This is a genomic window from Tardiphaga sp. 172_B4_N1_3, from assembly GCF_052076035.1.
GTDB lineage: Bacteria > Pseudomonadota > Alphaproteobacteria > Rhizobiales > Xanthobacteraceae > Tardiphaga > Tardiphaga robiniae.
On sequence record NZ_CP197238.1, the window covers coordinates 1,908,439 to 1,922,599 of the forward strand.

The window sequence follows — 14,161 nt, forward strand, 5'->3', positions numbered from 1 at the left end:
GAGCGCTGCGCTTGAGCCACAGACGTCGTTAGTTGCTGTTGTTGTTCTGGTTTGGGAATTCGACCGAATTGTTCTGCTTGCCGGTGCCGAATTCGAAGATCTTGCGGAACACGCCCGGTGCCATGGCCGAGATCGGATTGACGCGCAGCACCGGCGCACCGGGCGTACCGACGACTTCGTAAGTGACGCCGATCAGGCCTTCATTGCTGCCACCACCGAGAAACAGTCCGACAATCGGAATCTGGCCGAACATGTTGTTCAGCCCATACATCGGCACAAAGGTGCCGCTCATCCGAACTTGGTTGAGCGGGTAATCGATGCTGCCTTCGATGGTCGCACCGACGGTCGGACCTTTGACAACGCCGTCCCGAATGGTGAGCTGGCCGTTTTGCCGCGTGAACTCGGCACGCAACCGCGAGAACGCGACGCTGCTCTGCGCCGCGTTCTGCCCGCCTCCGGCGACGCTGGCCAGTTGCGCCTCGCCCTTGACGTTGAAGTCGCGGATGTTGATCAGGCCTTCCTTGGCGCGGGCGTCCGACGACGGCGGATCCATCGCAAGTGCGAGCTGGCCTCCCGACATCTTGGAATAGGTGTCGGTCGCGCGCAGGAAGGCACCGGCATCGTTGGTCTCAATATAGATGACGTCACGACCGGCACCCTGGGAGCGTCCGCGCATATCGCCTGTCAGCGGCGTGTCACGTCCGAGCTTTCCGCTCAGGGAGAATTTCTGGATCGTACCGTTGCGCCGCGAAATCTTGGCATCGACACTGCGAACTGCCTCGCCGTAGTAACCGGCAACGGCGCCGAGCTTCACATCAATATCGAAGTCGACCGACTTGGTTTTGCTCTTGGGATCCCCATCCTTGCCGGAAATCGCCGATTTCAGGAAGCCGCGGCCGTCGAACACGTCGCCACGCATCGTGACTTTCAATACGCCATCCGGACCACGGTCTGCCTTCAACGACGTCTTGTCGCCCTCGGACGGCGAATAGGTCGGGAAGTTCACACCGACGAGGTCACCGTTCTGATCGACTTCGACGGAGCCCTTGATCGAAGCCCCACCGCCATCGACGACAATATCTTCCAGACGGGTTGTGTCGCCCTTCTTCACGACGTTGAAGACCGCACGAGCGCTTTTGCCGGGCAGCTTCATCCAGCCCGGCAGGATGTTGTCGAGCTTCAACGGCGTCAGATCGGCGTCGACCCCGAGCTTGCTGTCACGGTCCCCGGAGCCAATCTTGCCGACAACCTTGATCGGGAGATTGCCGACCACCGCCGGTCCGAGGTCCACACCGAGCCGCGCGCGGCTTGCATCGTCGAGCGTCGCGTTGAGACGCACATCGGCATCGCCATCAGTCGGCTTGCGATAGTCGAGCGATGCCGCCTGCCCGTTGATCTTGACGTCACCCTTGACCTGATAGCCCTGATTGTTCGCTGTGACCTTCAGCGAATTGGCTTCGAGCTTCTGGTTCATCACCAGCTTGTCGGCGGAAAATGCCGTCAGATCCGCGGTGATGTTATAGGTCGTATCGGCCTTGGTCAGTTCGTGCTGGATCGGCATGCCCATGGCGACCTGCGCGGTCACATTGCCCTTGGTGGTCGCCGGGTCGAGCATGTTGCCGGTGACTTCGCTCAGACGGTTGGAGTTGAGGACATCGGCCACTGCCGCCACCGGTCCCTCCAGTTTGAAACGCACGCGAGCTGGCGATGGCTTCGGCGCCATATCCGGAACTTCGAACACGATATCGCTGAGATTGAGCTTGCGTCCGCCCGCGGTCTCGGAGTTTGCCTGACCGATGGTCACGGTCGCGGTCCGTCCCGTGACGCGCGCGCGCAGATCGCCGTCGCGGATCACCGGCATGCCATCCACCGGACGCAGCGCCACGCCATTGGCGAGGATCTTCACCGACAGCCCCTCATCGGGGATTGGCGGCCCGCGCCGTGTCAGGTTCTTGGTTGGCGAATTGACCCCGATCTCGATGCTCTGAAGCTGTCCGCCCTCGATGCGTTCGGTAACCCATTCGCGCACTTCCGGCACAATCAGGATCGGCCACATGCGCTTGAGCGCCGAGGCGGACATCGGCGTTCCCGCAAAGCCGAGGGTCATGCGCGGCTCGCCGGCGTAGTCAATACTGCCTGTGCCGGCGACGCCGATCTCGCCGTTGCTGATATTCGCCCGCGTCAGCAAAACCCGACGGTTGTCGGAATCGAAACGCAAGCCAATGTCGATGCTGTTGAAGATCAGCGGCGCTTCACCCGGACCTCCACCCAATACGATTGTGCCGCCGCTGATCCCTGCCTGCCACGAGTCGGTCGCGCCATTGGGGGGCTCGACATGGGCAAGCGAAGTGACGCGGTTCTCACCGGACACGAACTTGAATGGCGCCAGCAGCACACGGCGGCCGGCATCCCACTCGACGCTCAGCTCCGCCTGATCGATCGGCATCGGATAATCCGGCGTGTCGTTATCGATGATGTTGCCGGCGCCTGCTGTGAGCTTGCCGCGGAAATAGGTCGGGAGGCCGTCGCGCCCGATTTCGCCCCTCAACTCACCGGTCAGCGGCAGATCGGCGCTGTAAGTCAGATCCTTCATGCGCAGCGCGAGCAGGATATTCCGGGTCGAGACCTTGTCGGCCCGCAGACTGACCGCACGCACGCCATTGGCTGGCGCGCCGACCGTGACGCCGAGTGTCCATGGGGCCTTGCCGCCTTCACCCACTGTCATCATGACGCCGCCGCCGCTCGGTCGGCGCAGGGTCAGGCTGATATTGTTGAAGTCCCACGTATTGCCGCGCTGCTGGTCATCAACCACCAGCTTGCCGTTCTTCAGGCCGATCTCGTTGAGGTTCTGTCCGTCGAGGCCCGACAGGGTCAGGCTGTCGAGCCAATCGAGACCCGCAAGCAAGCCGGTGGAGGCCTCGCGCTTGTCAGCAGGGGGCTGCGGAATCTGGACCACTGGCGGCTGCGGCTGCCGCGGGAAGGTCAGTTCCGGTTGTCTGCCCGGACCGAGCCACGACCCTGGAGTGCGCGGCGATGCGACACCCGTCGCGATCGGGCGAGCATTCTCGCCAGTCGACACGGTCACCTGCCCATCCGGCGTAATGCGCACAGCCAGCACAACATCGACCAGGTTGAGGCTTTCGGCGCGCAAGCGGCCCATCATCATGGCAGCAGCGGAGAGCCGGACTTCGGCTTTCGGAGCACTGGCCACGACGGCGTGATCACGATCGCGGACGACGATGTCGCGGATTCGCACAGCCATCCGGACCCGCCCGGCGCGTTCGATCTGCGTGCCGCCAACTTCGACCGTATTACCCTGCCCGATATTGTCCTGGATCGCCTCGACCAGCCACGGTGTGGCCATGTCGAAATTGATCGGGCCCGCGCCCAGCCGGACCCACAAGGCGCCAAAGCAAACGCCAAAAATAATCAGAAGGATGCCGAGAACAGCCGCGATCCGCTTGACCCATCGACCGCCGAACAGCCAATCGCGAACCGCAACGAGTCGATCGCCGAAACGGTGCCAGCCACTATCTTTCTTGGACAGCAAGCGGCGTGCACGGTGATGCCCGGCCTCGTCATGCTGATGATCCCAATCGGCATCATCCCATTGCAAGGACTCGTCATCGGCGCGCGATCGATACGCTTGTGGCGGCTTATTTCTGGCCATTGCCTCTCGGTGCTGGCGCTGACTATGAGAATGATCGTCACCGGCCCTTCGCGCATCGACAACCGACGAGCGCTTTTCTGCCGGCATCGCTGCCAATCCTCGGTTTGAATTATAACTCGTCGTGCGGTCGTTGCGGCGCCCCTATGGCGCACGGAACGTGTGTTGCGTCGAATCCTTTGTAACCATACTCCGAGACCAGCATATTTGGGCCAGCGCATTTGCACCGCAACGTGCCGCCACCCGATCGCTGGTGCTTTGCAATGTCATCACACTGAGCCGCTGAAAGCGACGAAAGGAAGGCGTATGTCCAAGAAATCGCGCAAGAATCCCTCGAAACGAGCCATCTGTACAGTGGCAGAAAACGCATCGGGCGCGAAAGCCGGACAGAAGCTGAAAACTGCGACCAAGCGCCTCGTCGGGCGCGCCGCACAATTGAACCGCTGAACGCGAAGAAAGGAACATCCATGGCCAAGAAAGCCAGCAAGAAACCCGCCAAGGCCGCCGCCAAGAAAACGGCCAAGACTGCTTCTCCCTCGAAGGCGAAGAAGCCAGCCAAGACTGCGACAAAGTCCCCAGCCAAAAAGGCTGCCGCCAAGCAAGCCAAGCCTGTGGCGAAAGCCGTGTCCAAGGCGCTAGCCAAGCCAGCCGCCAAAGTCGCGAAGGCTCCTGTCGCCAAAAAGGCTCCAGCGACTAAGACGATCACCGCGAAGGCGTCGCCCAAAGCAGCTGCGAAGCCTCCGCCGCCCTCCGTGGCGGCACCGAAAGCAACTCGCGAGAAAATCGCACCGGCGCCTAGTGTCGCAACCGAGGGGGCCAAGGCTCCGGCCTTCCAGTTGCCCCGTGACGGCGGCGCTACGGTCTCGCTGTCGGACTATGCTGGCCAGAAGCTGGTGATCTTCTTCTACCCCCGCGCCAGCACGCCGGGCTGCACCAAGGAAGCCATCGACTTCACCCGCCTGTCCGCCGACTTTCAGGCAGCCAACGCCGCCGTGCTTGGCGTCTCGGCCGACCCGCTAAAGGCTCAGGAGTCGTTCCGTGACAAGTTCGCGCTGGGAGTTCCGCTGCTGTCGGACGCGACGCAATCGATGCTGAAAGCCTATGGCGCCTGGGGCGAGAAATCGATGTACGGCAAAACCTTCGAAGGCGTTCTTCGCACCACGGTTTTGATCGATGCGAAAGGCAATGTCGCGAAGATCTGGCGCGGCGTCAAAGTGGACGGACACGCAGACGCGGTGCTCGAAGAGGCACGTCGGATTTGATCAATGTCATTTGCTCAAAATTAACCATGAAAGGCTCAAATCGCCTCCGTTGAGCCAGCCGACGAGTCTCCGGCTGGCATCAGGAGTGCTGATGTCGAACCGCCCTACCCAATATGCCGAGTACCCTCAGCACCACGCACACGACCATGGGCGGCCACAGGCGCGCCGCGTCGGGCCGGTCAAGGCGCCGCCCCCGAAAGCCAATCAAAGCGACTATACGATTGCTCATGGCGGCAAGCAGGTCCGCATCGGGCCTGTGGTGTTCTGGATCGTCGTCGGCACGGTGACCGTGCTGGGAGCATGGTCTGCGGCCACAGCCACTTACTTTGCCTTTCGCGACGACGTGCTGACCAAGCTCATCGCGCGCCAGGCGGACATGCAATATGCCTACGAAGATCGCATCGCTGAACTTCGCGCCAAGATCGACCGCACCACCAGCCGGCAGATGCTGGACCAGGAGCAGTTCGACCAGAAGCTCGATCAGGTCATGCGCCGGCAGACCACGCTGGAATCGCGCGCCACGGCGCTCGGCGCCATGCCCGATCTGTCGGTTACGGGTTCGATCGGCAAGCCGCCGGCCCGTGGCGCCGCTATCGAGCCGACAACATCGATCCCCAAACCGTCGCCGATCAGCGACACGGTGACCTTCGTGGCGCCGCCGGATCGCGAAGCGCGGCTTGAGTCCCGCACCCCTGCGCTCACGGCCCAGCCTAACCAGTTCGCCAAACTCGGCGGCGTCGACAATGTGATTGGTCGCCTGCAGGCCTCGCTCGATCAGGTCGAGAGCCGCCAGATTGCGACACTCGCCGCGGCTGAAGAATCCATGGACTCGAAGGTTCGTCGCATGCGTGGCGCGATCTCGGACCTCGGGCTCAATATGGCGAAACTCGAATCCGCCACACCGCGCGCGCCCATGGGCGGCCCGTTTGTGCCGGTCAAACTGTCATCGAGCGCGGATCCGTTCGAACGCCAGCTCTACCGCATCCACGTGACCCGTGCGCAGATGGACAAGCTCAACCGGACCATGGCTCTGGTGCCCTATCGCAAGCCGGTCGTCGGCGAAGTCGAATTCACCTCGGGCTTCGGCGTGCGCAGCGATCCGTTCCTCGGCCGCCCCGCAATGCATACGGGCCTCGATTTCCGCGGTGCTACCGGCGACCCGATCCGCGCCACCGCCAATGGCCGCGTCGTCTCCGCGGCCTATGCCGGCGGCTACGGCCGCATGGTCGAGATCGACCATGGCAACGGCCTGTCGACCCGCTACGGCCATATGTCCGCGATCAACGTCAAGGTCGGCGATGTCATCAAGATCGGCCAGGTGATCGGCCTGGTCGGATCGACCGGCCGCTCCACCGGCCCCCATCTGCACTATGAAACCCGCATCGATGGCGAAGCTGTCGACCCGCAGAAATTTCTCCGCGCCGGCGTCCGCCTGAACGCAGGCTAAGTGCGGCACGCAGGGCATTGTTGCCCTGCTCCGACTGTGGTTGAAGCGGGTCTCCGTCGATCAGAGGCAGCCCGTTGAAATCCCCCCGACGCATCGGTCCCCGTTTCCCCCGCCTCGGCCGGTTCTGTTTCCGCGCCACCCGCCGGCTTGCGACCTGGGCGATGACGCTGGCAGGATTTCATGCCAACGACTCCCACTTTACGGTCCGTCGCATCTCGGAGCTCCGCGCCAAGCTGGCGCGCGGCGAAACGATTCTGCTCGCCGGCCTCGGACTGCCCGGCACGCACAATTCCGGCGTGGCGCTGGTCGAAGTCACGCAGGCTCACGGGCCGCGCCTCATCGTCAACAACGAAGAAGAACGCTTCTCGGGCGACAAGCACACCACGCAATATCCGCGCGCAGCACTCGATGCGATGCGCGTCACGCTGCAAGCGATGGGCCGTGACGTCGCCGATATCGATGCATGGATGACGACCTGGGACTATCCCGATCTGCTCGGCACCCTGGTGCGAAGCATCGTCGAAGAACTGCCCGACGGATTGAAGCTGCTGCGCGCCAAGAACTCCGTCAGCTTCGACGCACGACGCCTCGAGCAGATGACGCGGACCCCGAAGCTGCTCCGCAAGCAATTCGGCCTGCCCGCGCGTGTCCCGCTGCTGATGATGCCCCATCACGACAACCACGCCTGGTTCTCCTTTGCTGCATCGCCCTTCCCCGATGACGAACCAGTCGCGATCGCTGTGCTTGACGGTACAGGGGATCTGGGCTCGGTCTCGCTCTATGTCGCCGAGCACGAGGAGATGCAGCGGCTGTATTGCAATAACAGCGTGTTCGACTCCCTCGGTGCGTTCTACAGCGTCATCTCGTCGACACAGGGCGGCTGGACCTGGCTCTCCAGCGAGGGCCGCTATATGGGCGCGGCTGCCTGGGGCGACATGGATCGCGCCAGCAATCCGTATTACGCACGCTTGCGCGAGGTGCTGCATTTCGGTGCAAATGGTGAGATCCAACTCAACCGCGCCATGGGCAACTGGTACTGCGACCCGTTCGAGGCGCCTTACAAGTCCGCATTGATCAAGATTCTCGGCGAGCCGCTCAAACCAGATCAGCTCTGGAATCCGGACGCAGTGCTGCGCGTCGAAGATATTCAGCATCGACCGGATACGCAGGATCGCCTCGATAAGGCCGCGGCCACGCAACTCGTCTTCGAAGATGCGATGAAGCACGTCGTCGATCATCTACTGCGCACCACCGGCGCGCATCGGCTGGTGCTCACCGGCGGTGTGGCACTGAACGCACTCGGCAACATGCGACTGCTGCAGCATTTCGACGAAACATGGTTCCAGAAGGCGCAAGGTCGCGCGAAACGACTGCATTTGTGGATTCCACCGACACCCGGCGACCCCGGCGTGACCATCGGCGCTGCCTGGATGTTCGCGCATCTCATCGGCGCGCCACGCGGCGCCGCGATGACGCACGCGTTCTATTGCGGCGATGCGCCGACACAGAGCGACATCACCGCGGCACTACAGGCTGACGACATCAAGACACAGACAATCGGCAATATCTCAACGCCTGAGGGCTGCGATGCAATTGCCGACCTGATGGCCTTCATGGTCGCTCAGAGCGGCATCATCGCGCTTTATCAGGGCGCGGCGGAGACCGGGCCACGTGCGCTCGGCCATCGCTCGATCCTCGCCAATCCCTGCGACGCCGATACGCGCGAACGGCTCAATGAACGCGTGAAATATCGCGAGGCGATCCGCCCGTTGGCGCCGATGGCGACGCTTGACGCGGCGCACGAGTATTTCGATTTGCTGGAGGGCGGGTCTGACGCGAACTACAACGCCTACAATTACATGGTGCTGACGGCGCAATCGAAGCCGCATGCACGGGAGAGAATTCCGGCCGTTATCCATGCCGATGGCACCGGACGTATCCAGATCGTCCGCGCCGAGGACGATCCTCTCACTCATGCCTATCTCAAGGCACTCGGTCGCCATATCGGCGTCGAGTTGTCGGTGAATACCTCATTCAACGTCGCTGGCCCGATCGCGCAGACGCCGCAGCAGGCCGTCGAGACCCTGCGCCGTTCGGCGGGTCTCGACGTGGTGCTGATGGTTGCGAGCGACGGTCAGGTGACTGCCGCTTGGCATGGCGGCACCCGCGACAGCAGCCGCTTCACGGCCTGGCTGTCGGAGTGGACACGCAGCCGCAGTTAGACCTTGCCGATCTTCCTTGCGACGGCAACCAGACGCGCGCTGTCCTTGGCCACGAACGCCGCGAACTCTTCCGAGTCCTGATAGGCGGGCATGTTGCCGGCAGCCTCGAATGTCTTCGTGACTTCCGGATCGCTCATCGCCTGCTTCATGGTCTCACGCAATTTGGTCACGACAGGAGCTGGCATTCCCTTCGGCGCGAACAGACCGGCCCAGATGTAGAACTCGACATCGGGATAGCCCAGTTCCTTGAACGTCGGCAGATTCGGGAAGGCAGCGAGGCGTTCACCGCCGAAGTTCGCGAGAACACGCAGTGTCCCGGCATCGACATGCTGCTTGAGCGTGCCCGGCGCCGAGGCCAGCGCCTGGATTTGGCCGCCCAGGAGATCGCTGATCGCAGGCGTTGCGCCGCGATAAGGGACGTGGAGCAGCTTGATGCCAGCGGCGATCGCAAACATCTCCATCGAGACGTGCAACGTACCGAACGGGCCCGACGATCCGTATGATATCGCCCCGGGACGCGCCTTGGCGTCAGCGACGAATTCCTGAATCGACTTCCAGGGCGCGCTCGCCGGCACGGCGAACAAGGTCGGATCTGCGAGCACGCGCGCGACAGGCTGCAGTTGATCGACTTCATAGGCGACCGGCCGGTCATAGATGCGATCCGACTCCGGCAGAACCGCAAGCGACGACAGCGTCATCAGCAGCGTGTGCCCGTCAGGCTGGGCGCGGGCAACGGTCGCGTTGCCGAGCGAACCACCGGCGCCACTGCGATTGTCGATGATAACCGGTTTGCCGAGGACCTTCTGCATATAGCTCGCGACCGGACGCGCGGCGATGTCGGCCTGCCCGCCGGCCGGAAATGGCACGACCATGGTGATGTTGCGGCTCGGCCAGGCCTCCTGCGCGCGTACACCCTGACCGGTCAAAGCAAGCGTCGACAGGCCCCCGAGGCCGGCAATGAAGTCACGACGTTTCATACTTGTCTCCCGTTTTGTTTTTGAGCAACGCATTGGTTTCAGTCGCATCCAGGGGACGACGCGCCATCTCGGAGACAGCGCCTGCGCGCCCTGGAGCTCTTTCAAAGCTCTAAGTTGTTGAAGCTCGCAGAATTGAGCGTGGGGCAGATGATGCCCCGCGCCTCTTCATCAAAACCGCAACCTGTGTAGGCTTAATCAGCCGACCGGGTTTTCTAGTTTGCCGATGCCGCTGACCTCGATCGTAACCACGTCGCCCTTCTTCAGGAAGCGCGGCGGCGTGAAGCCGAGGCCGACGCCAGCCGGCGTTCCGGTCGCGATCAGATCGCCCGGCTCCAGCGTGATCCCTGCCGAGAGCGTCTCGATCAGCGTCGGAATGTCGAAGATGAGATCGGTCACCGACGCATCCTGGCGCTTTTCGCCGTTGACGGATGTCGTCAGTCGCATTTTCGTCGGGTCGGGCATCTCGTCAGCGGTCAGGATCGCCGGACCCATCGGGCAGAAACCGTCGATACCCTTGCCGATGAACCACTGACGATGCTTGTGCTGCAGCGTGCGTGCCGTGACGTCATTGATGATCGTGTAACCGAACACATGCGCCAGCGCGTCTTGCTTCTTGATGCCGCGGCCGCCACGCCCGATGACGACCGTCAGCTCGCCTTCGTAGTCGGTGCTGTCGGTCGGATCGAGATAATTCGGAATCGACTTACCGGAACCGATCACCGTGCTCGACGGCTTCGTGAAGATGACTGGCGCTTCCGGCACGACTTCCTTTGCCGAGGAGTCGAAACCACTACCCGCGAATTCCTTCGCGTGCTCATGGTAGTTCTTGCCAACGCAAAACACGTTGCGTGCCGGGCGCGGGATTGGCGCAAGAAGCTCGACGCTGGCGATAGGAAGGGGCGCGCCCGCTGAAGCGGTAAGCGTACCCTTCAGGCTATCGAAATTGGCAATTAGCGCAATCATATCGGGGGCAACGTCGCGCGGCAGCGGCGAGACCTGAGTGAGCGCCTGATCTGCAATGCCGACCGTGGCCCGGCCCTCATGCAGGAAAGTAACAAGGTGCATTCTTCCTCCTGATATGTCTGCTTGTCCGGCGAACGGATCGCCGGCATCTTCTAAAGATACACCTATCTTCGATAGAAGATTTTGGCAAGCTGATCATCCCGGATACTTATTCTTTAGAAGACGCACGCGGTCATCTGCCGCAGCAGGATGTGACATGGCGGGCAACGGCGCCTAAGATAGAATCACCGGCGGATTACATCCGCGAATGACATTGGAGCAGCACCCGATATGGCGAAACCGGCGACGCGGAAGGTCGTTCGTGAAGACCCCGTCAGTCGCGCATTCGGCGATCGGGTTCGCATATTGCGTGAACAGGCCAACCTGACCCTGGAGCAGTTCTCCAAGCAGTCCGGTGTCAGTCGGGCGATGCTGTCGAAAGTCGAGCGCGGCGAGAAGAGCCCGACGATCGGGGTCGCGCGACGTATCGCGCTGGCTCTGGAAACATCGTTCTCGACGCTGATGGGCGACGACGACGCGCCGCGCCGCGCCTTCGCTGTGGTGCGCAAGGATCAACGCCAGATCTTTCGCGATTCAAAGACGGGCTTCGAGCGCTTCCTGCTGTCGCCCGTCATGGCCGGCATGGCAGTGGAAGTCGTCCTGCATCACCTGCCCCCGAAAACCTCGACCGGCAAATTGCCGGCCTACCCGCAGGGCACATCCAAACACGTCCTTGCCACGCACGGACGCGTCACCGTGAGAACCAAGGATACCGAGACGGTTCTGGATGAGGGGGACTCGCTGTATTTCGAAGTCGACGTCGAGCACTGGTTCGAGAACAGGACTGCGCGCCGGTGTGAATACTACCTCGTGATTTCGGTGCCTCCGAGTTACGGACGACGCAGCGACGGCAAGGCCTAGCACGCGTCCGCAAGTTTGAAGACCCTCGCTCACCTGCGAGCGAGGGACCTGTTGGCTAGCAACCGATTTCAATCTGCCATACGATTACTTCTTCAGGCAGAGACCAACGGTTGGCGTCGTGGTGCACTTGGTGCCATCCGGTGCGCCGCCACTCGGGCAGACAACGGACACCAGCATCTCCGTCGCCTCGCAGCTAATCGCGCCATCTGCCTGCACCGCGCGGAAGCTCACTGGTGCCGCATCGCCCTTGTCACCCTTGGCGCCGGGCGTGCCCTGCGGACCTTGAGGTCCCTGTGCACCCGCCTGCCCCTGCGCGCCGGGAATGCCCTGAACGCCTTGCGCACCCTGCGGACCGGCCGGCCCCTGCGCGCCGGTTTCGCCCTTCGGACCTGCTGGTCCGGGATCGCGGCCGCAGCCGCCCAGCATCAATGCAACGCCAACAGCAAGAATTGGAATGATCTTCTTCATGCCCCACACCCCGTTGAATTCGTGACACCGCGACATGCGGCGTCAGGATAAGCCAGCGCCGGATATTGAGTTCCGGCATGGGGATGATATCGGGTGAAAGGAAGAACGGAAGCGGCCACGCAGCGACGCGACTGTTTCAAGACGCCGCAGACTTTGGCGGGCGGTTAGCTTGCTCAGCCGTCTCTCGGTTGCGAGATGAGCTCGATCATTTTGGCTTCGTCATCGTCGGGCGCGAAAGCCTTTGCCTTTTCATAGGCTTCAACAGCCGCCGCGCCGACCAGGGGCCTGGCCTGCAAAAGCTGCTCCGCCAATCTCACAGCATAGGCCGCATCCTTATGGCGCAATGCAGCGGTGAAGGATGCACCTGAATAATCGCGGGCCACCATCCGCGGCGCATGTCGCAGCACCTGTGGGCTTGCCGCGACGCCGCTCGCGATGGACTCCAGCACCAGCTTCATGTCCAGCCCGGCATGTTCTGCGATGGCCAGACCTTCGGCGAGCCCAGCGATATGGATTGCGCCCATCAGGTTGTTGATCAGCTTGTAAACCGTACCCGATCCGACGGGGCCGAAATGCCGGATCGTCGATCCGATCGGCGCCAGGAACGGCCGGGCCTTGTCGAGGTCCGCAGTATCCGCACCGACCAGCAGCGTGAGTTTGCCGCACGCAGCCGCATCCGGCAGACCGGTGACAGGGCAATCGATGTAGGTCAGCCCACGATCCTGCAGCGCCTTGGCAAGGTCGAGCGCGTGCTGGTGCGACACTGTCGAACATTGGATCGCCAGCGCGCCCGCCTTCGCGGTTCGCCCGGCACCATCAATGCCGAGCCACACAGTCTGTGAAGCCTCGTCATCGGCGACCATCGTGACGATGGCATCGGCGCCTTCGGCTGCATCCGCCGGTGAAGCTGCCCAGCGTGCGCCACGTGCGATCAGATCTTCTGCTTTCGCCCTGCGATTCCAGACGGCAACGCTGAAGCCGGCTTCGAGATAGCAGCCGGCCATGCCGTGCCCCATGCGTCCCAAACCGATGAACGCAACATGGGGCATGGCTCAGTCCACGTCGTCGATTGCGCCTGGCGATGTGCCGAAGGCACGCTGCGCCAGTGTCGCCGCCATGAACTCATCAAGATCGCCGTCGAGCACGCCTGAGGTGTCCGACGTCTGCACGCCGGTGCGCAGGTCCTTCACCATCTGATAGGGCTGCAGCACATAAGAACGGATCTGGTGCCCCCAGCCGATATCGGTCTTGGCAGCCTGATCGGCAGCGGCCTTCTCTTCGCGCTTCTTCAACTCGATTTCGTAGAGTCGCGCGCGCAGCATGTCCCAGGCCTGGGCCTTGTTCTTGTGCTGCGAACGGCCGGCCTGACAGACCACGGCCACGCCACTCGGAATATGCGTCAGACGTACGGCGGATTCCGTCTTGTTGACGTGCTGACCGCCGGCGCCGCCTGAACGCATCGTATCGACGCGCACATCGGACTCGTTGATGTCGATCTTGATGCTGTCGTCCACGACCGGGAAGATCGCGACGCTCGAGAACGAGGTGTGACGACGGGCATTGGAGTCGTAAGGCGAGATACGCACCAGACGATGCACGCCGCCCTCGGTCTTCAGCCAGCCATAGGCATTGTGACCGGAGATCTGGATGGTCGCCGATTTGATGCCGGCTTCTTCACCCTGCGTCTCTTCGAGATACTCGATCTTGAAACCGTGCTTTTCAGCCCAGCGCGTATACATGCGCAGCAGCATCGAGGCCCAGTCCTGACTCTCGGTGCCGCCGGCGCCGGCATGGACTTCGAGATAGGTGTCGAAGCGATCGGCCTCGCCAGAGAGCAGCGCTTCCAGCTCGCGGCGCGCGACCTCTTTCTTCAGCGCCTTGAGCGCATTCTCGGCTTCGGTCACCACGCCCTGATCGCCCTCGGCCTCGCCGAGCTCGATCATTTCGATATTATCGTCGAGTTCGCGCATGACCTTGCCGATGCCCTGAAGCGAATCCTCTAGCGAGGTGCGCTCCTGCATCAGCCTTTGGGCCTTTTGCGGGTCGTTCCAGAGATTGGGGTCTTCGGCGAGAGCGTTCAGCTCTGCAAGTCGTGCCGTGGATGCATCGACGTCAAAGATGCCTCCTCAGCAGCCCGACTGACTGCTTGATCTCTTCTACGAGGCGTTCGATTTCAGCGCGCATGGAAACTCTGA

At 62.4% G+C, this 14,161-nt stretch carries 11 protein-coding genes; 5 read left to right on the forward strand and 6 right to left on the reverse strand.

Going from position 1 to position 14,161, the window contains the following annotated elements; genetic code table 11:
• Positions 1-28: 28 nt before the first annotated feature.
• Positions 29-3,262 carry a DUF3971 domain-containing protein gene (locus AB7783_RS08850; RefSeq protein WP_231080587.1) on the reverse strand — a complete coding sequence of 1,078 codons (3,234 nt, stop codon included), beginning with the start codon at positions 3,260-3,262 and terminating at the stop codon, positions 29-31.
• On the opposite strand from AB7783_RS08850, the gene AB7783_RS08855 reads away from it, so the two are divergent.
• The 4 genes from AB7783_RS08855 to AB7783_RS08870 all read left to right on the forward strand — a co-directional run bounded on the left by AB7783_RS08855 (position 3,218) and on the right by AB7783_RS08870 (position 8,598).
• Positions 3,218-3,778, forward strand: coding sequence for a hypothetical protein (locus tag AB7783_RS08855; protein WP_441277408.1), 561 nt, complete (start codon positions 3,218-3,220; stop codon positions 3,776-3,778). The two genes, AB7783_RS08850 and AB7783_RS08855, sit on opposite strands and share 45 nt — an antisense overlap.
• Positions 3,779-4,134: 356 nt before the next feature.
• Positions 4,135-4,929 carry a peroxiredoxin gene (locus AB7783_RS08860; protein WP_441277409.1) on the forward strand — a complete coding sequence of 265 codons (795 nt, stop codon included), beginning with the start codon at positions 4,135-4,137 and terminating at the stop codon, positions 4,927-4,929.
• A 91-nt stretch (positions 4,930-5,020) separates the two neighbouring features.
• The gene (locus AB7783_RS08865; RefSeq protein WP_441277410.1) at positions 5,021-6,376 is read left to right on the forward strand and encodes a M23 family metallopeptidase; all 1,356 of its coding nucleotides are present in this window, start codon (positions 5,021-5,023) and stop codon (positions 6,374-6,376) included.
• 74 nt (positions 6,377-6,450) lie between these two features.
• A complete protein-coding gene (locus tag AB7783_RS08870; protein WP_441277411.1) occupies positions 6,451-8,598 on the forward strand; it encodes a carbamoyltransferase C-terminal domain-containing protein in 2,148 nt (715 codons plus the stop codon).
• Here AB7783_RS08870 and AB7783_RS08875 read toward each other — a convergent pair.
• Both AB7783_RS08875 and AB7783_RS08880 read right to left on the reverse strand, forming a co-directional pair.
• Complete coding sequence (locus AB7783_RS08875; RefSeq protein ID WP_441277412.1) at positions 8,595-9,575, reverse strand: tripartite tricarboxylate transporter substrate binding protein; 981 nt, start codon at positions 9,573-9,575, stop codon at positions 8,595-8,597. The genes AB7783_RS08870 and AB7783_RS08875 overlap by 4 nt on opposite strands.
• Positions 9,576-9,770: 195 nt before the next feature.
• A complete protein-coding gene (locus tag AB7783_RS08880) occupies positions 9,771-10,640 on the reverse strand; it encodes a fumarylacetoacetate hydrolase family protein (protein WP_093758407.1) in 870 nt (289 codons plus the stop codon).
• A 228-nt stretch (positions 10,641-10,868) separates the two neighbouring features.
• Between AB7783_RS08880 and AB7783_RS08885 the strand changes: the two genes are divergently transcribed.
• Entirely contained in the window at positions 10,869-11,498 is a 630-nt protein-coding gene (locus AB7783_RS08885; RefSeq protein WP_441277413.1) for a helix-turn-helix domain-containing protein, read from the forward strand.
• Positions 11,499-11,582: 84 nt separating this feature from the next.
• Here AB7783_RS08885 and AB7783_RS08890 read toward each other — a convergent pair whose 3' ends face one another.
• From AB7783_RS08890 to prfB, 3 genes are all read right to left on the reverse strand, one after another.
• Positions 11,583-11,966 (reverse strand): hypothetical protein, encoded by a 384-nt coding sequence (locus AB7783_RS08890; protein ID WP_441277414.1) that lies wholly within the window; start codon positions 11,964-11,966, stop codon positions 11,583-11,585.
• A 173-nt stretch (positions 11,967-12,139) separates the two neighbouring features.
• Positions 12,140-13,015, reverse strand: a complete 876-nt coding sequence (locus tag AB7783_RS08895) for an NAD(P)-dependent oxidoreductase (RefSeq protein ID WP_441277415.1) — start codon at positions 13,013-13,015, stop codon at positions 12,140-12,142.
• 3 nt (positions 13,016-13,018) lie between these two features.
• A protein-coding gene (prfB, locus tag AB7783_RS08900; protein WP_139285829.1) for a peptide chain release factor 2 occupies positions 13,019-14,150 on the reverse strand; the annotation gives its coding sequence in 2 pieces (ribosomal slippage) (positions 13,019-14,080 and positions 14,082-14,150; 1,131 coding nt in all).
• Positions 14,151-14,161: the final 11 nt, after the last annotated feature.